The following is a 16,985-nucleotide window of genomic DNA, read 5'->3' on the forward strand; positions in this document are numbered from 1 at the left end:
TCAGCCCGAGTGCGGGCAGTTGCCCCGGTAGTCGGAGATCGTTGTGCTCGTGCCCGGGATCGGGCAGAGGAACTGCTCGTACCGGGTGTCGTTGTCGATGAACCGCTTGAGCCAGGACAGCGTGTACTTCGCGATCGTCGTGTTCGACGAGTTGGGGGCGAAGTGGCTGGCGCCACGCAGTTCCAGGTACGCCTTGTCCAAAGTGGACGGCAGGCTCGTGTAGAACGGGATCGAGTGCGACGCCACCGGCGCGACCGTGTCCGCCTGGGCCCCGACGACCAGCGTCGGTACCTGCACGGTCGACCAGTTCTTCGTCAGGTTCCAGCCGGTCAGCGGGATGGCCGCCTGCAGGGACGGCCGCGAGCGCGCCGCCTCCAGCGTGCCGCCGCCGCCCATCGAGTGGCCGACGACGCCGAGCCTGCTGCTGTCGATCCGCGACCGCACCGAGCTCTGCTGGGTCAGGTAGTCCAGCGAGGCCAGCAGCTGCCGGCCCCGGCTGTCGGGCTGGTCGCTCGTGGTGAGCGTGTCGATCGTGAACACCACGAACCCCTGCGACGCCAGGCGCGGGCCCAGCCAGGAGATGCTCGACTGGGTGGCCGTGAAGCCGGGGGCGATCGAGATTGCGCCGAACGTGCCGGCGGTGGTGCTGGTCGGGTAGTAGATGGTGCCGCCACCGAAGCCGGACACCGCGAGCCGGGACACCGTGGTGGTGCTGGTCGCGAAGCTGCCGCGGCTGGCTTCGATGCTGGACGTGGTCGGTGCCGGCCCCCGTTCGTAGGGGTTGTCGGCGGCCGGTGCCGGCGCGACGACACCGGCGGTCAGCGCCAGCGCGGCGGCCACCACCGCGGTGGCCTTGCCCCGCCGGCCGAGGTGGCGGCGGGCGGAGATTTTCTCACCCGAGCCAGACGACGTCGGCGGGCTGGTGAGTACGGACATGGATCGCTCTCTTTCCCCGGGCAGGCGAAAGCACGCCCGGATACGGACGGGCAGACCGATGGAACCGTGGCACGGCAAGGGAACGCATGCCGCGTGCGAGGAGGCGGGGGTAGCCGCTTCCGTCGCCCCATGAAACACTTAGGCGAAATGTTCCACAACGGCCGAACGGGTGAGGGCCGTCCGATTGCTCGTGCACGACTGGCGGACCGGTGCCGGCCCGCCCGGTGAGCGCGCACGCCGTGTCGAGCCTTCGATCACGCGTGTCGGCGCCTCCGTGGCGTGCCGCCGTCAGCGCTCCAGTGCGCCTTGGACCAGCTTGTCCAGCAGCGTGGTCGCGACGGTCAGCTCCACCGACCGTGCCGCCAGCACATCCGAATACAGGAACGACTCACCGAGCCGGACCACGGCGAACGCCAGGTCCGGCAGCGGGACCAGGGGCGTCAGCCCGGCGGCTTCGGCGTCGGCGCGGAACAGGTCGACGTGGGCGTCGACCAGGGCGGGCTGGACGCCTCCGCGCGGGTCGGTCAGCACGCGGAGGGCGACCGTCGACTCGGTCTCGAACAGCTTGCGCATGCCCTCGTTGCCGGCGACCTCGCGGCGGTAGTCCTCCATCACCCACAGGCAGCGCAGCCGCCCGGCCGGGTCGCGGACCGCGTCGCCGTGCTCGGCGTGCCAGCGGTCCAGCGCCTGCTGCCAGGTGCGGTCGGACAGCAGCCGCAGGCCGGCGCCCATCAGCTCGTCGCGGTTGCCGACGCGGCGGAAGAACGTCGTGCGCGAGATCCCCAGCTCGGCCGCCATCCGGCCCAGGTCGAGGCGGGTGCCGGCGAACAGCAGCCGGGCCGCGTGCCGGACGATGTCGTCGGTCGAGACAGTCACCGGGCGCAGCCTAGCGCCTCGCCCGCCGGTCGCCGCACTCCGCGTCGACTGTCCATTGTGGACGATGATGGTCGCTCTCGTGACCGGGAGCGACGAAGGGCTTCAGCCGCCCTTTGGGGGCTTTCCTTCGCGAAGCTAAGCGTTATTCTGTCGGCATGATCAAGCGCACGGTGCTGGACGCCACCCGCGAGCTCCTCCGGGAACTCGGTCTCACCACAGTATTCGGCAACCCCGGCACCACCGAGGTGCCCTTCCTCGCCGACTGGCCGGACGACTTCTACTACATCCTGGGGCTGCAGGAGTCCGCGGTCGTGGCGATGGCCGACGCCTACTCCCAGGCCACCCGTCAAGCCGTGCTCGTCAACCTGCACTCCGCGGGCGGCGTCGGGCACGGCCTCGGCAGCCTCTTCACCGCCTACCGCAACCGGACCCCGCTCATCATCGTCGCCGGGCAGCAGAACCGGGCGCTGCTCCCGCACGATCCGTTCCTCGGCGCGGTGGACGCCGCCGAGTTCCCCAAGCCGTACGTGAAGTGGTCCATCGAGCCGGCCACCGCCGAGGACGTCCCGGCCGCGATCGCCCGGGCCTATCACATCGCGACGCAGGCGCCGTCCGGTCCGGTCTTCGTGTCCGTTCCGGCCGACGACTGGACCGCCACCACCGAGCGCCCGGGCATCAGCCGGCCGCGCATCCGCGGCTTCGCGCCGGACCCCGGGGCCGTCGAGGAGCTCGCTGCCGCGCTCGCCGCCGCCGAACGGCCGGCGTTCGTCGTCGGGAGCGCCGTCGACCAGGACACCGCCGTCGAGGAGGCCGTCGCGCTCGCCGAGCGGGTCCAGGCCGGCGTGTTCGTCGCGCCGATGTCCTCCCGGTGCTCGTTCCCCGAGAACCACGCGCTCTTCCAGGGCTTCCTCGAACCCGAGCGCGGTTCGATCTCGGACAAGCTGGCCCCGTACGACCTCGTCGTCGTGCTCGGCGCGCCCGCGTTCACCTACCACGTCGACCGCGGCCGGGGTGAAGCTCCGCTGCCGCCGCTGTTCCTCCTCAGCGACGACGAGCAGATCCTCGCGCGCGCCGCCGAAGGCACCGGGATCCGCGCCACGCTGAAGCTCGGCATCCGTGCCGTGCTGGACGCGGTCGCTCCCAGTGAGCGGCTCGCGCCGTCGCCGCGCACCCGGCCCGCGAAGCCGGGCGGGGAGAAGCTGACCGGTGAGTTCGTCTACTCGACGCTCGCGGATCTGTTGCCGGACAACGCGATCGTCGTCGAGGAGGCGCCCAGCCACCGCGGCGTCCTGCACGAGCACCTGCCGATCACCTCGACCGACACCGGCTTCCTCACCGTCGCCAGCGGCACGCTCGGGTACGGCGTGCCGGGCGCGGTCGGCGCGGCACTCGCCCGGCCGGACCGCAAGGTCGTCGGCGTGGTCGGCGACGGCTCCAGCATGTACGGCATCCAGGCTTTGTGGACGGCCGCGCGCCAGGAACTGCCGGTGACGATCGTGATCCTCGACAACACCGAGTACGCGGCGGTCCGCATCTTCGGCGAGTCGATCGACGGCGGGAAGCTCCCGGGCACTTCGCTGGGCGGCATCGACTTCGCCGCGCTGGCGTCGAGCATGGGCTGCCAGAGCGTGACGATCACGGAGCCGTCGGGCCTGGCCGCCGGCCTCGCCGCGGCGCTGGACGACAAGCGCCCGACGCTGGTACACATCCGCGTCACCTCGGCGGAGAAGTCGCTGTACTGACGCACGGACGGTACTGAAACCAAAAGGGCCGGCCTGGCCGGTTTCCTCCTGGAGGGGAGGAAACCGGCCAGGCCGGCCGATTTCGCGGAGCGGGTGCGCGTTACCTCAGTTGGTCGCCTGCGGGGCGATCATCGACGCGGCGTCCACCGGCGACGTGATCGCGCCCATCTGGAGCATCAGGTCGGGCACGCGCTGGAGGCGCCGGGGGTCCAGTTTGGAGACGAAGGCGGGCAGGTTGAGCAGCTTCGCGGTGCCTTCGTCGATCTTGGCGTACTTGACCAGGATCGGCTCGATCTTGGACCGGTCGTTGGTCGTGTCGCTGGAGGCCTTCGCCATCGCGCGCTGGAAGGCGGCGAGGGTCTTCGGGTTGGCCTGCACCCACTTCCGGGTCGAGGCATAGCCCGAAAGCGGGAAGTCCTGGGTGGCGCCGGTGTTGACGTCGACCACCGGGATCGCGCCCGCGCTCTTGGCCGCCTGCGAGAGGAACGGCTCGGGCAGCAGGGCCGCGTCGACCTGACCGCCCGCCAGGGCCGCCGCGACGTTCGGGAACGGCATCGGGACCCAGGTCACCTTGTCGATGTTGACGCCGTGGTCCTTCATCTGGGACTTGGCCAGCAGGTCGCTCGCCGTGTTCTTGGCGGTCATCGCGAGGCGCTTGCCCTCGAGGTCCTTGATCGTCTTCACCGGCGAGTTCGGCACGGTGACGATCGCGACGGACTTCGAGCTGATCGAGGTGGCGTCCGAGACGAACTGCAGGTCGGCCGCGCCCGTGCTCTTCGCGACGAAGAAGGGCATGTAGCTCGAGATCGCGATGTCGGCTTCGCCGGAGATCGTCTTGGTCATGGCCGCCTGGCCACTCGCGGCCGTGACGGCCTCCACGTCGAGACCTTCGGCCTTGAAGTAGCCGCCCTCCTGGGCGAGCCACAACGGAACCGTGTCGACGGTGGGCAGGATCGCGACCTTGATTTTGGTCTTCTCCAGGCCGCCGCCCCCGGTCGACGAGGCGTTCGAGCTGTCCGAGCCGAGGGCGCTGCAGCCGGTGAGAGCTGTGGCGGCCGCGACGGTGAGGGCGAGCCCGAGCGCGGCGCGGCGAGTGCGAACCCGGCCACCGCTCATGGCGTTTCCAAGCAAGGCCTGCTCCTTGAAGAAAGTGTCGATTCGGGGACCGAATCAGGTGGGAGTACGTGACTCATTCTCGGGGGAGCCACGCGGGCCACTGTAGAGGCGGTGACCATCCACTCACAACGGGTGGGATCAACACTCAGGAGGGTGACACGTGTCACTTTTTTGCTCTCTGGGCTAGACCGGTTACTCCAGTGGTTGTAACAGCTCACCCAGTGTAGGACCAAGATCGTGAATATGAGATGACCGAAGCTGTCCGTGATCGGACTCGTCGGAGCCGGGCTGGACGAGCGGGAATCCGGTGCCGCCGACCATTCAGGACACTCACGCGCAGGGGAGACGACGGGTGAAGTTTCACCCATCGTGGTCCATTGTGTACACGGGGTAGCCATCGGCTGTTTTCCGGGACGGTCCGGGCGAACGGGCGGAGACGGCGCCGGAATGTCGCGCCCATTTCACCTTGCTGTCGGCTCGGGACGCGCGGACCTCCCCCGCAGGTCGCCCACGGTTACGTTGAGGTGCGTGGCGCGCCGTGGTTACGGTGGAGGCAGTTCCCGATCAAGGAGTACGTCGTGCGCGTCGACATCTGGTCCGATCTCGTCTGCCCGTGGTGCTACCTCGGCAAGCGCCGGTTCGAGCAGGCCGTGGCCGAGCTCGGCGTGGACGTCGAGGTGGTGCACCACTCGTTCCAGCTCGACCCGTCGTTCCCGCGCGGGACGTCGCGGCCGACCCGCGAGATCCTCTCGGAGAAGTACGGCCGGACGCTCGAAGAGGCCGACGAGATGGAAGCGCAGATGGAACAGCGCGCCGCGGCCGACGGGCTCGAGTACCACCTCGACGGTGTCCACATGGGAAACACCGTCGACGGGCACCGCCTGGTCCACCTCGCCGCCGAGCGCGGCGTGGCCGACGAGGTCGTCGATCGCTTCTACCGTGCGCACTTCACCGAACGGCGCTCGCTGTTCGACCGCGAGTCGCTCGTCGAGCTGGCCGCCGAAGCCGGGCTGGACGCCGACGAGGCCCGCGCCGTGCTCGCGTCGGACGCCTACGAAGCCGAAGTCGAGGCGGACGGTGAGCAGGCGCGGGCCCTCGGGGCGACCGGGGTGCCGTTCTTCGTGATCGACAGCCGGTTCGGGGTGGCCGGCGCTCAGACACCCGAGGTGTTCACCCAGGTGCTGCGCCGCGCCATGGAGCCCGCTGCCGGTTAGCGGCGGCGGCGCCGGCTGAAGCGCGACCGGTCGGTGGCGACACCGGCCAGGTGCAGGGCGACGCACAGCAGCCCGGCGGTGGTCAGGGTGCTCGTGGTGATGACCGGGCCGAGGCTGAACCCGGCGAGCTCCATGATCAGGGCGAGCCCGAAGAGCACTGCGGCGACGATGGCGAGCATGACGTCCTCGTTTCTTTGGTGGGACACGACTGAATGGTCCACACCACTACGGCATTTGCGGTACCGGGCAACGGAATCGTCGTCCGGCTGGTGGCCAGTAGTTCCCCCTGGGGCGCGGGGTGAAACGAGATGCCGCCGTCTGCCGCCGGCGGACTATTCCGGGGGTGGCGCCGTGCTCGCGCGGACGACCAGTTCGGTCGGGACGGTCACCGGCGCGCCCGCTTCGACGTCGGCCGCGATCTCCGCGAGCAGGGCCGCCACCGCGTGGCGGCCGACCGCCTCGAACGACTGCCGGATCGTCGTGAGCGGGGGCCAGAAGTGGGCGGACTCGTCCATGTCGTCGAAGCCCACGACACTCACCTCGCCCGGCACGGTCCGGCCGGCCTCGTGCATCGCGCGCAGCAGGCCGAGCGCCATCTGGTCGTTCGCCGCGAACACCGCCGTCACGGCCGGGTCCGCGGCGAGCCGCTGTCCCGCGCGGTAGCCGGCCTCGGGGGTCCAGTCGCCGGTCGACACCGGGGGAACCGGACGGCCCGCACCCTCCAAAGTGGCCTGCCACGACTTCCGCCGCCGCTCGGCGGCGTAGGACTGCGGCGGGCCGGCGATGTGCCAGACCGTGTGGTGCCCGAGGTCGAGCAGGTGCCGGGTCGCCTGCGCCGCGCCGTCGGCCTGGTCGGTGTCGACGACCGGGTAGTCGTAGCGCGCGCTGGAGTCGATCACCACCACCGGCAGGCCGTGCGGCAGCTCGATCTCGCTCTGGTCGAGCTGGTGCTGCTCGATGAGGATGACGACGCCGTCCACGGACTGCTCGTTCAGCTTGCCGAACGCCCCGGTGACCTCGCCCTGCGTCGGCCGCGTCACCGGCATCAGGATGATCGAGAACCCCTCGGCGACGACGGCCGCGGCGATGGCGTCGAGCGTGCGGCTGTTCCCGAACGTCGGCAGCGCCGAGATGATCACGCCGATGCTGCGGAACTTCCCGTTGCGCAGCGCGCGGGCGGCGCTGTTGGGCCGGTAGCCGACCCGGCGCATCGCGGCCAGGACCCGCTCGCGCGTCGCGTCGTCGACGTTGGTCCGGCCGTTCGCCACCCGCGAGACCGTCTGGCCCGACACGCCCGCCTCGCGGGCCACGTCCGCCATCGACGGTCCACGGCGGGCGGCTGCTGCCGGCACGGGTGTCTCCTCGGGTGTCCTGGACATGTTTACGTCAACACGTTACCCTCCGGTCGTCCATGTTGACGTAAACATTCGCACGAACCGCCGGAGGGACGATGACGTCCACAGTGGCTTCGCCGATCCGCCGGCCGCGGCGGCAGTGGCGTGGCTGGCTCTTCGTCGCCCCGTTCATGGTCGTGTTCGCGCTGACGTTCCTCGCGCCGATCGGCTACGCGTTCGGGCTCAGCCTCTTCCGCGACCAGGCCTTCTTCGGCGGGACGACGTTCGTGGGCGGCGCCAACTACGCCGACGTGCTCGCCGACGCGAAGTTCTGGGAGTCCTTCCTGCGGGTGCTGCTGTTCCTCGCCGTCCAGGTGCCGGTGATGCTGCTGCTCGCGCTGGTCGCGGCGCTGGCGATCGACAGCGCGCGGCTGCACGCGGCCGGGTTCTTCCGGATCGTGATCTTCCTGCCCTACGCCGTGCCTGCGGTGGTCGCCGCGCTGATGTGGGGCTTCATCTACGGCGACCACTTCGGGCTCGCGGCGGACCTGAACCACCTGCTGGGCCGCGACGTCGTGAAACCGTTGTCGGACCACTGGATGCTCGCCTCGATCGGCAACGTCGTCACCTGGGAGTTCGTGGGCTACAACATGCTCATCTTCTACTCCTCGCTGAAGGTGATCCCGAAGGAGCTGTTCGAGGCCGCGGCGATCGACGGCGCGGGCGCGTTCCGCACGATCACGAGCATCAAGCTCCCGGCGCTGCGGGGCGCGATCGTGATCGCCACGATCTTCTCGATCATCGGCAGCTTCCAGCTGTTCAACGAGCCGAACATCATGCGCACGCTGGCCCCCAACGTGATCGGCACGTTCTACACACCGAACATGTACGCCTACAACCTCTCCTTCGGCGGGCAGCAGTACAACTACTCCGCCACGGTCGCGATCGTGATGGGCGCGATCACCGCCGTCATCGCCTACGTCGTGCAGCTGCGCGGCTCCCGGAAGGGGATGTGATGACGGCCGTTTCGGTGACCCGGCCACGCCGGTCCCGCGTGCTCACCGCCGTCATGGCGCTGTACCTGCTCTACACGCTGGTCCCGCTGCTGTGGCTGGTGATCAACGCGACCAAGACGCAGGCCGCGCTGTTCACGTCGTCGGGCCTGGCGTTCGGCGGCTCGTTCGCGCTGTTCGACAACATCGGCGAGACGTTCACCTACGACAACGGGATCTTCCTGCGCTGGCTGGGGAACACGCTGCTCTACGTCGGGGTCGGCGCCGGCGGCGCGACGATCCTCGCCACCGCGGCGGGCTACGGGATGGCCAAGTACCGCTTCCCCGGCCGCAAGGCGGTGTTCGCCGTCGTCCTCGGCGCGGTGGCCGTCCCCGGAACGGCGCTCGCGGTGCCGACGTTCCTGATGTTCAGCAAGCTCGGCCTGACGAACACGCCGCTGGCCATCATCATCCCGTCGCTGATCAGCCCGTTCGGCCTCTACCTGATCTGGGTGTACGCCACCGACGCCATCCCCGACGAGCTGCTGGAGGCGGCGCGGATCGACGGCGCGGGCGAGCTGCGGATCTTCTTCACCGTGACGCTGCGGCAGCTCGTCCCCGGCATCGTCACCGTCGCGCTGTTCACGATGGTGTCCACCTGGAACAACTACTTCCTGCCCCTGATCATGCTCAGCGAACCGAAGTGGTACCCGCTGACCGTCGGGCTGAACCAGTGGAGCGCCCAGGCCTCCGGCGCCGGCGCGCGGCCGGTGTTCAACCTGGTGCTCACCGGCTCGCTGCTCACCATCATCCCGCTCGTCGTCGCTTTCCTTCTCCTGCAACGCTTCTGGCAGTCCGGTCTCAGCGCGGGCAGTGTCAAACAATGAGCGTGTCAAGTCATAAGCACAGCCGTCACACCGTCGTGAAGGGACACCCGATGTCACGCATCCGTAGTCGCGCCAAGGCGTTCGGCGCCGTCGCGCTGGCCGCCCTGCTGGCCGTGGGCTGCTCGTCCGGAAGCTCCTCCGGGCCCGCCGCCGCGACCGGTACCCAGGACTCCGTCGACGCCGCGCTCAAGGCCGGCGGTGAGATCACCTACTGGAGCTGGACGCCGTCGGCGAAGGACCAGGTCGCCGCGTTCCAGAAGGAGTTCCCGAACGTACACGTCAACTACGTCAACGCGGGGACGAACAAGGACGAGTACACCAAGCTGCAGAACGCGATCAAGGCCGGCTCCGGCGCCCCGGACGTCGCGCAGATCGAGTACTACGCGCTGCCGCAGTTCGCGCTGACCGACTCGCTCGCCGACCTCGGCCAGTTCGGCTTCCAGTCGTTCGAGAAGGACTACAGCGCGTCGACGTGGGCCCAGGTGAAGAACGGCAACGGGCTCTACGGGCTGCCGCAGGACTCCGGTCCGATGGCGTTGTTCTACAACAAGGAGGTCTTCGACAAGAACGCCATCGCCGTGCCGAAGACGTGGGACGAGTACGTCGCCGCGGCCAAGAAGCTGCACGCGGCCGACCCGTCGAAGTACATCACGTCCGACACCGGTGACCCCGGCTTCGCGCTGAGCATGATCTGGCAGGCGGGCGGGCACCCGTTCACCGCGGACGGCCGGAACGTGCAGATCAACCTGGCGGACGCGGGCTCGAAGAAGTGGACCACGCTGTGGAACCAGCTGGTCGAGGGCAAGCTGCTCGCCCCGGTCAAGGAGTGGTCCGACGACTGGTTCCGCGCACTGGGCGACGGCACCATCGCCACGCTGGTCACCGGCGCCTGGATGCCCGGCAACTTCAAGTCCTCGGTGCCCGGCGGCGCCGGGAAGTGGGCCGTGGCGCCGATGCCGACCTACGACGGGCAGCCCGTCACCGCGGAGAACGGCGGCAGCACGCAGTCCGTGCTCAAGCAGAGCAAGAACCCGGCGCTGGCCGCGGCGTTCGTGCGCTGGCTCAACCACGGCAACGGCGTCAAGCCGTTCATCGAGAGCGGCGGCTTCCCGGCCACCACGGCCGACCTGAGCTCGCCCGCGTTCGTCGACGAGGCCGTGCCGTACTTCGGCGGGCAGAAGGTCAACCAGGTGCTGACGCAGGCGTCGAAGGACGTCGCGAAGGGCTGGACATACCTGCCGTACCAGACCTACGCCAACAGCGTCTTCACCGACACCGTCGGCCAGGCCTACCTGAACGGCACCAGTCTCGACGCCGGGCTGGCCGCGTGGCAGAAGGCGCTGGTCGACTACGGCAACCAGCAGGGCTTCACGGTCACCGCGGGATGAGCGTCCGGATCGAAGGTGACGTGAACGAGGCCGTCGGCTCGGTCCCGCGCCGCCTGTTCGGCTCGTTCGTCGAGCACCTGGGCCGGGCCGTGTACACCGGGATCCACGAGCCGGGACACTCCACTTCGGACAGCCGTGGCTTCCGCGGCGACGTGCTGGAGCTGGTCCGGGAACTCGGGCCGACGGTCGTGCGCTACCCCGGCGGCAACTTCGTCTCGGCGTACCGCTGGGAGGACGGGGTCGGGCCCGACCGGCCGGTCCGGCTCGACCCGGCCTGGCACAGCGTGGAGTCCAACCGGTTCGGGCTGCACGAGTTCGCCGCGTGGGCGCAGGCCGCGGGCGTCGAGGTGATGTACGCGGTCAACCTCGGCACCCGCGGCGTCCAAGAGGCCGCCGACGTCCTCGAGTACTGCAACCACCCCGGCGGCACGGAGCTGAGCGAGCGGCGGCGCGCGAACGGCGCCGACCGCCCGTTCGGCTTCCGGCTGTGGTGCCTGGGCAACGAGATGGACGGGCCGTGGCAGATCGGGCACAAGACGGCCGACGAGTACGGCCGGCTGGCCGCGGAGACCGCCCGGGTGCTGCGGATGATCGACCCGGCCGTCGAGCTGGTCGTCGCCGGGAGCTCGCACGCGGAGATGCCGACGTTCGGCGAGTGGGAACGCACGGTGCTGCGCCACACCGCCGGGCTCGTCGACCACATCTCGCTGCACGCCTACTACCAGGAGCACGACGGCGACACCGCCAGCTACCTGGCGAGCGCGTCGGCGCTGGACGCCTACATCAAGACGGCCGCGGGCATCATCGACGAGCTGGGGCTCGAGGTCGGGATCAGCGTCGACGAGTGGAACGTCTGGGACCTGCGCCGCTGGAACGAGACCGACCAGCCGCGGCTCGTCGCCGGTGGCTGGCCGGAGCACCCGCGGCTGCTGGAGGACACCTACGACCAGACGGACGCGGTGGTCGTCGGCTCGCTGCTGAGTGCGCTGCTGCGCAACGTCGACCGCGTCACCATGGCCAACCAGGCGCAGCTGGTGAACGTCATCGCGCCGATCCGCACCGAGCCCGGCGGCGCGGCGTGGCGGCAGCCGACGTTCCACCCGTTCCGGCTCGTCGCGTCGCTGGCCCGGGGGGCCAGTCTCCGGCTCGGCGTCGAGGGCGACCGGGTGCGGACCGATCGGCACGGTGAGGTCGACCTCGTCGACGTCGCCGCGACCCTCGACGGGTCCGCCGGCGCGGTGTTCTTGACGAATCGCGCCACGAAGACGAGCACCGACGTCAAGATCCGGCTCCGCGGCGCGCGGTGCGAGGTGGCCGCCGCCGAAACCCTTTCCGCGGCGGGGCCGGTGCCCTTGCCCGGTGCCGCCGCGACGTCCGACGCGAAAGGAACCACCATCACCGTGACGCTGCCCCCGCGGTCCTGGTCCGTGCTCCGGCTGGCGGCCCCGGATGCCTGAGTTCGCCATCGGGGACACCGACTTCCTGCTCGACGGCCGCCCGTTCCGGATCCTGTCCGGCGCGCTGCACTACTTCCGGGTGCACCCGGACCTGTGGGCCGACCGGATCGACAAGGCCCGGCGGATGGGGCTCAACACCATCGAGACGTACGTGCCGTGGAACGCGCACGCGCCCGAACCCGGCACCTTCGACGTGTCCGGCGGGCTCGACCTGGACCGGTTCCTGCGGCTGATCGCCGACGCCGGGATGTACGCGATCGTGCGGCCCGGCCCGTACATCTGCGCGGAGTGGGACAACGGCGGCCTGCCGGCGTGGCTGTTCCGGGATCCCGAGGTGGGCGTCCGCCGGTTCGAGCCGCGGTACCTCGCCGCCGTGCGCGAGTACCTGACGAGGGTGTTCGAAGTCGTCGTGCCGCACCAGGTCGACCGGGGCGGGCCGGTGCTGCTGGTCCAGGTCGAGAACGAGTACGGCGCGTTCGGCAGCGACAAGCGGTACCTGAAGGCGCTGGCCGAGTACACGCGTGAAGCCGGGGTCACCGTGCCACTGACCACCGTGGACCAGCCGGACATGCTCGAAGCCGGCGGTCTGGACGGGCTGCACCGGACGGCGTCGTTCGGCTCCGGCGCCTCGGCGCGGCTGGCGCTTCTGCGCGCGCACCAGCCGACCGGGCCGCTGATGTGCAGCGAGTTCTGGAACGGCTGGTTCGACAACTGGGGCGCCCACCACCACACGACGTCCGCCGCCGACGCCGCGGCGGAACTCGACACGCTGCTCGCCGCGGGCGCGTCGGTCAACCTGTACATGTTCCACGGCGGCACCAACTTCGGGCTCACCAGCGGCGCCAACGACAAGGGCGTCTACCAGCCGATCGTCACGTCCTACGACTACGACGCGCCGCTGGACGAAGGCGGCGACCCGACGCCGAAGTACCACGCGTTCCGGGAGGTGATCGCCCGCTACCACGAGGTGCCCGGCACGGTCCCGCCCCCGGCGCGGCCCGCCCCGACGCCGTCGGCGGTGCTGGGCGGCCCGGTGCCGGTGCTCGAAGCGCCGGAGCGCTGGGGCACGTGGCGGTCCTTCGACGAGCTGCCGGTGTTCGACGAGCTGTCCCCGATGCCGCGGCTGGCGTTGCTGCGGACCTGGGTCGACGGGCCGGGTGTGCTGGTGTTCGGCGAGGTCCGCGACCGCGCGACGGTGTTCCTGGACGGCGTCCGCGTCGGCACGCTGCTGCGGGAGCACCACGAGCGCGCCCTCCCGCTGCCCGGCGGCCGCGGTGAGCTGCTGGTGCTGGTCGAGGACGAGGGCCGCGTCGACTACGGCCCGCGGATCGGCGAGGCGAAGGGCATCATCGGCGGCGCGACGGTGGACGGCTCGCCGTTGCTCGGCTGGGAGGTGCTGCCGATCGACCTGGCCACGCTGCCCGCCGCGGGTGCTTCACCGGTCGCGGGACCGGTGTCCGGACCGGTGCTGCTGCGGGCCTCGGTGGACGTCCCGGCTCCGGCCGACCTGTTCCTCGACACCGGCGAATGGGGCAAGGGAATGGTGTGGTTCAACGGTTTCCCGCTGGGCCGCTACTGGCGGCGCGGGCCGCAGCGCACGCTGTACGTGCCGCGCCCGGTCGTCCGGGCGGGGGCCAACGAACTCGCGGTGCTCGAGCTGGACACGCTCCTGGACCCGGCGGCCAGGTTCGTCCCGCGGCCGCTGCTGGGGCACACCGAGGCGTGACCGGGCGGGTGGCGAGCTGGTTCGTTAGTGGCGACTTCGCAGACTTTCATCGATGATCCCAGGAGTTTCGGAAGCCGGTAGGGCGGCAGTCTCAAGGCGCGTGAAGATCTTGCCGAATTCGACGGCCCTGTCCGCTCCTGCCGCATCATCGAAATGCTGGTCACCATCGGGGCGTTCGATCGTCAGATGGAGATCGTTCACCTGCTCGGACAACTTCAATATCGTGAAGGAACTCTGCATTCCCTCTACCCAGCCCGCGCTGTAGGGAAGGATGCGGACCGTCACATTCGGCTGCCGGGACCTTTGTGTTATCTGCTGGAGCTGTTCACGCCAGTTGTGCAGGTCTGTCACACGTCGGTGCAAGACGGATTCGTCCAGGATGAAGTTGTGCTCGAGTTCAGGCTCGTCGAGCCTGGCCTGCCTGATGCGACGGACTTTGATCTGCCGATCGGCCAGTTCCGCGTCTCCGACGCTACCCATGATCAGCGCGCGTGTGTACGCGGCGGTCTGCAGCAAACCTGGGACAAGGTGTAATTGGTACAGCCGGACCGTGACTGCCGCCGATTCAAGTCCGAGGAATTTGACGAAATCCGGAGTGAACACGCGTCGGTATTCGTCCCACCAGGCTGGCTGTCGCCCCTCTTTCACCAGCCTGACGTAGTTCTCGACTCGGTCCCTGTCGGTGATGCCGTAGTGGAGAAGCAATGCTTTGAGGTCTGTTATCGAAAGGCCGACTGAGCCGTTTTCTATTCGAATTATCTTCGATACGGACCAGTCCAGAGCTTCGGCGACTTCTCGTTGGGTCAGGGAAAGAGATTCTCGTGCTTCGCGGATAGCCGCCAGTACGCGGCGCTGGCTGACAAGCGGCGAACGTGCTCGGGTCATGGCTCGCACCCCCCGTTTCGTCAGGCTGGTGGCTATCTGCCAGCTGGCAGAATGATAGCACCGCGAAGGGGTGAGGTTCAGTTCTCAGCCGGCGCTGGTCGTGTTCAGCGCGCCCGGGTCGGAAGAAGATCCGAGGAACGCAAGCCATGCCCGACCCGAAACGATGATCATCGGTCCAGGGTCCTTCGAATCGCGCACCGCCACGAATGAATCCGTGGTCGCGACCTCGACGCAATTGTCGGAGTTGCCGCTGGAGCTTGCCGAGCTCTTGACCCATGCGAGACGGTCGCGGTCGACATCGGTCGGGGTCTCATTGCCCTGAGGCACGGCCACCTCGCTTTCTGGCAGGCGTTCGCCGCCGGTATGACTGCGCCGATCGAGTTGGTGTGGGGTACGCGGTCCGGGATGGTTGCGCGGCGGAGTCTACGCGTTGGTCCACTTGGCCGCTGCCCGCCAGGCAAATGTGAGTCATTGGCGTGCCACATGGGTGGGTGGCGTGTTGCTTGCGTGTGACGGTGGGTAGCACCTGTCTACGGGGTCGTGTCGGCTCGGTGTTCATCACGGTTGGTATCGGGCTGGGCGGCGTGAGCGCAGAAGTCTCCGCCCAGCCCGATTTTGTGAGTGCCGGCGACTAGCGTAGGACCTGGGCGGCGAATCGAAGGCCAAGTGCGAGTGTCTTCGCCATATTCGCCATTGGGCAGGTGCCTCCCTGGAGTAGGGTTGCCAGTAGTGCGCTAAATTCCAGTAATGATGCCGTCCTTTCGCATAGTGTGGCGACCAGTTCCTTGAGTTTTTGATATTTGTTCCTGATTCTCTGGTTGCACATCTTGCCGACTCCTGTCTCCGGCATGGGAAATTTCACCCTGCACCGGGCCCGCGTCAAGGGTGGGCCGGAGTTGTTGCCGGAAAGATGGGCTCTCAGATCGTCTGGGTCGAGCGTACGGCGAGGGATCTCGTCCAGCAGCTAACTCTGGTGTATCGCGAATGGCTGCTGGCGATTCATGATGCCGCTTTGTGCGATACGGCGGCTCAGGTGTCAGCGAATTGCTGGCTTGCGGTGTGGTTACTGGCATTGGTGCAAGGTCGATTTGCTTGCTGGCCACTTGCTGGTCGCAGGTGGGAGATCTGGCCGTTCGCCAGATGGCTCACTGCGAACTGGCCGGAGACCGGCGGCGTGATCGCGCGGTGCATCGGGCCGTCTCGGTGGGCGCCCCAGTCCCACGGGCCACTTCCTGGATCATGTGGCTCTTCGCTGGTGAAACGCGCGACCGTGATCATTTCCGCTTTGAGGCTGGCGATGCACTTACCTGTGTAGTTGCGGGTGTAGGCGCTTAGTCGTCTGCAAGTGCGGTTCGCGGGGTGACCTGGCGGGGTGGTTTCCATCGAATCGCCAGGTGGCCGATGACGACACGGCGGACCGCCTCGTGACCCGCTGTGATCCGGCAACCTGCCTGCTCGCTGAGCTGAGGGAGCACACTGCGATGCTGTCGCTACTCTGCGTGTCATTACTTGGGCCGAAAAATCACCTGATCGAACCATCGCCTGCGCGAGCCGTCAGGCTTTTCCGGCGGGACGCCGGTGCAGGAGGTCGAAACGGGACCACATCGCCTCCGCCGCCTCGATGGACCTGCCCGTGCGGGCCGGGTCCACCGCGGCCAGCTGGGCGACGATCGCCTGGACCAGGGCCATGCCCGCGGTCAGCGACGGGAAGAACGTGACGCCCTCGGCCGGCACCAGCAGCACGCTCTCCGCCGCGCCGGCCAGTGACGGGCTGGCCGCGTCCGTGATCGCGAAGACCCGCGCGCCCCGGTTTTTCGCCTCCTCCGCCGCCAGGACCGTGCTCTCGTACAGGCGCCAGAAGCTGATCGCCACGAGCACGTCGTCGCCGGTCAGCTTGGCCGTCGTGTTGGCCAGTTCCGCGTCGCCCGCCGTCACCGCGTGGACGTCGTAACCCGCGAGACGCGCGTTGTGCGCGAAGGCGATGCCGACCGCCGCGTAACTGCCGTCGGCGATCACCACGGTCCGGCGGGCCGCCGCGATCGCCCGGGCGGCCTCGCGGATCAGCTCCTCGTCGATCCGGCGGTTGAGCAGGGCGAGGCTGTCGAGGTCGCGGCTCAAGGACGCCGAGCCCGGCGAGTCGACGCCGCGGTGTTCCTCGGCGACCTGCGGCGCGCTCAGCGACGACAGGTACCGCGCCCGCAGCTCCTGCTGCAGCGCCGGCCAGCCGGCGAAGCCCAGCGCCTGGGCGGTGCGCGTCACCGTCGCGATGTTGACCCCGGCCAGCTGGGCCAGCTCGGCCGTCGAGCCGAACGACGCCCGCCGGGGCTGGGTCACCAGCACGTCGAGCACCGCTGCGGACTTCGGCCGCAGGCCCCGTTCCGGCAGCCGGTCCCGGAGCCATCCCTCGAAACCGTCGTCGGTCTCCGCCACCT

The 16,985-nt window shown here is 69.1% G+C and carries 15 protein-coding genes; 7 read left to right on the plus strand and 8 right to left on the minus strand.

Annotation, left to right across the window (positions count from 1 at the left end; all coding sequences use genetic code 11):
- Positions 1-936: an alpha/beta hydrolase family protein gene (locus ACGFMK_RS19165; protein WP_392764603.1), complete on the minus strand. Its 936-nt coding sequence runs from the start codon at positions 934-936 to the stop codon at positions 1-3.
- 288 nt (positions 937-1,224) lie between these two features.
- A complete protein-coding gene (locus ACGFMK_RS19170) occupies positions 1,225-1,812 on the minus strand; it encodes a QsdR family transcriptional regulator (RefSeq protein WP_323333726.1) in 588 nt (195 codons plus the stop codon).
- Positions 1,813-1,967: 155 nt separating this feature from the next.
- Here ACGFMK_RS19170 and mdlC point away from each other — a divergent pair, with 155 nt between their 5' ends.
- Positions 1,968-3,554, plus strand: coding sequence for a benzoylformate decarboxylase (gene mdlC / locus ACGFMK_RS19175; RefSeq protein WP_392764606.1), 1,587 nt, complete (start codon positions 1,968-1,970; stop codon positions 3,552-3,554).
- A gap of 105 nt (positions 3,555-3,659) precedes the next feature.
- On the opposite strand, the gene ACGFMK_RS19180 is transcribed toward mdlC, so the two are convergent.
- A complete protein-coding gene (locus ACGFMK_RS19180) occupies positions 3,660-4,670 on the minus strand; it encodes an ABC transporter substrate-binding protein (protein ID WP_392764939.1) in 1,011 nt (336 codons plus the stop codon).
- A gap of 590 nt (positions 4,671-5,260) precedes the next feature.
- Here ACGFMK_RS19180 and ACGFMK_RS19185 point away from each other — a divergent pair.
- Entirely contained in the window at positions 5,261-5,884 is a 624-nt protein-coding gene (locus tag ACGFMK_RS19185) for a DsbA family oxidoreductase (protein ID WP_392764942.1), read from the plus strand.
- Here the strand turns inward: ACGFMK_RS19185 and ACGFMK_RS19190 are convergent.
- Positions 5,881-6,090 carry a hypothetical protein gene (locus ACGFMK_RS19190; protein ID WP_392764608.1) on the minus strand — a complete coding sequence of 70 codons (210 nt, stop codon included), beginning with the start codon at positions 6,088-6,090 and terminating at the stop codon, positions 5,881-5,883. The genes ACGFMK_RS19185 and ACGFMK_RS19190 overlap by 4 nt on opposite strands.
- A gap of 126 nt (positions 6,091-6,216) precedes the next feature.
- The gene (locus tag ACGFMK_RS19195; RefSeq protein WP_392764945.1) at positions 6,217-7,203 is read right to left on the minus strand and encodes a LacI family DNA-binding transcriptional regulator; all 987 of its coding nucleotides are present in this window, start codon (positions 7,201-7,203) and stop codon (positions 6,217-6,219) included.
- Between the two features lie 206 nt (positions 7,204-7,409).
- On the opposite strand from ACGFMK_RS19195, the gene ACGFMK_RS19200 reads away from it, so the two are divergent.
- The 5 genes from ACGFMK_RS19200 to ACGFMK_RS19220 are packed head-to-tail and all read left to right on the plus strand — an operon-like array spanning position 7,410 to position 13,668.
- Positions 7,410-8,234 carry a carbohydrate ABC transporter permease gene (locus ACGFMK_RS19200; RefSeq protein WP_392764948.1) on the plus strand — a complete coding sequence of 275 codons (825 nt, stop codon included), beginning with the start codon at positions 7,410-7,412 and terminating at the stop codon, positions 8,232-8,234.
- On the plus strand, positions 8,234-9,097 hold the full coding sequence (locus ACGFMK_RS19205; protein ID WP_392764611.1) for a carbohydrate ABC transporter permease: 864 nt from the start codon (positions 8,234-8,236) through the stop codon (positions 9,095-9,097). Before ACGFMK_RS19200 ends, ACGFMK_RS19205 begins: the two co-directional genes overlap by 1 nt.
- Before the next feature lie 50 nt (positions 9,098-9,147).
- Positions 9,148-10,485 (plus strand): ABC transporter substrate-binding protein, encoded by a 1,338-nt coding sequence (locus ACGFMK_RS19210; RefSeq protein WP_392764614.1) that lies wholly within the window; start codon positions 9,148-9,150, stop codon positions 10,483-10,485.
- Positions 10,482-11,942 (plus strand): alpha-N-arabinofuranosidase, encoded by a 1,461-nt coding sequence (locus ACGFMK_RS19215; protein ID WP_392764617.1) that lies wholly within the window; start codon positions 10,482-10,484, stop codon positions 11,940-11,942. Before ACGFMK_RS19210 ends, ACGFMK_RS19215 begins: the two co-directional genes overlap by 4 nt.
- The gene (locus tag ACGFMK_RS19220) at positions 11,935-13,668 is read left to right on the plus strand and encodes a beta-galactosidase family protein (protein WP_392764620.1); all 1,734 of its coding nucleotides are present in this window, start codon (positions 11,935-11,937) and stop codon (positions 13,666-13,668) included. Before ACGFMK_RS19215 ends, ACGFMK_RS19220 begins: the two co-directional genes overlap by 8 nt.
- A gap of 24 nt (positions 13,669-13,692) precedes the next feature.
- Here the strand turns inward: ACGFMK_RS19220 and ACGFMK_RS19225 are convergent, their stop codons facing one another.
- The 3 genes from ACGFMK_RS19225 to ACGFMK_RS19235 all read right to left on the minus strand — a co-directional run bounded on the left by ACGFMK_RS19225 (position 13,693) and on the right by ACGFMK_RS19235 (position 16,983).
- Complete coding sequence (locus ACGFMK_RS19225) at positions 13,693-14,553, minus strand: helix-turn-helix transcriptional regulator (RefSeq protein ID WP_392764623.1); 861 nt, start codon at positions 14,551-14,553, stop codon at positions 13,693-13,695.
- Positions 14,554-14,637: 84 nt separating this feature from the next.
- Positions 14,638-14,886 (minus strand): DUF397 domain-containing protein, encoded by a 249-nt coding sequence (locus ACGFMK_RS19230; protein ID WP_392764626.1) that lies wholly within the window; start codon positions 14,884-14,886, stop codon positions 14,638-14,640.
- A gap of 1,221 nt (positions 14,887-16,107) precedes the next feature.
- Positions 16,108-16,983 carry a MurR/RpiR family transcriptional regulator gene (locus ACGFMK_RS19235; RefSeq protein WP_392764629.1) on the minus strand — a complete coding sequence of 292 codons (876 nt, stop codon included), beginning with the start codon at positions 16,981-16,983 and terminating at the stop codon, positions 16,108-16,110.
- Positions 16,984-16,985: the final 2 nt, after the last annotated feature.

The organism is Amycolatopsis sp. NPDC049252 (assembly GCF_043197175.1).
Classification (GTDB): Bacteria; Actinomycetota; Actinomycetes; order Mycobacteriales; family Pseudonocardiaceae; genus Amycolatopsis.

Coding starts and splice junctions, on each gene's coding strand:
- ACGFMK_RS19165 (WP_392764603.1), bottom strand. CDS start 936: ATGTCCGTACTCACCAGCCCGCCGACGTCGTCTGGCTCGGGTGAGAAA.
- mdlC (WP_392764606.1), top strand. CDS start 1,968: ATGATCAAGCGCACGGTGCTGGACGCCACCCGCGAGCTCCTCCGGGAA.
- ACGFMK_RS19180 (WP_392764939.1), bottom strand. CDS start 4,670: ATGAGCGGTGGCCGGGTTCGCACTCGCCGCGCCGCGCTCGGGCTCGCC.
- ACGFMK_RS19195 (WP_392764945.1), bottom strand. CDS start 7,203: ATGGCGGACGTGGCCCGCGAGGCGGGCGTGTCGGGCCAGACGGTCTCG.
- ACGFMK_RS19200 (WP_392764948.1), top strand. CDS start 7,410: ATGGTCGTGTTCGCGCTGACGTTCCTCGCGCCGATCGGCTACGCGTTC.
- ACGFMK_RS19205 (WP_392764611.1), top strand. CDS start 8,234: ATGACGGCCGTTTCGGTGACCCGGCCACGCCGGTCCCGCGTGCTCACC.
- ACGFMK_RS19210 (WP_392764614.1), top strand. CDS start 9,148: ATGTCACGCATCCGTAGTCGCGCCAAGGCGTTCGGCGCCGTCGCGCTG.
- ACGFMK_RS19215 (WP_392764617.1), top strand. CDS start 10,482: ATGAGCGTCCGGATCGAAGGTGACGTGAACGAGGCCGTCGGCTCGGTC.
- ACGFMK_RS19220 (WP_392764620.1), top strand. CDS start 11,935: ATGCCTGAGTTCGCCATCGGGGACACCGACTTCCTGCTCGACGGCCGC.
- ACGFMK_RS19225 (WP_392764623.1), bottom strand. CDS start 14,553: ATGACCCGAGCACGTTCGCCGCTTGTCAGCCAGCGCCGCGTACTGGCG.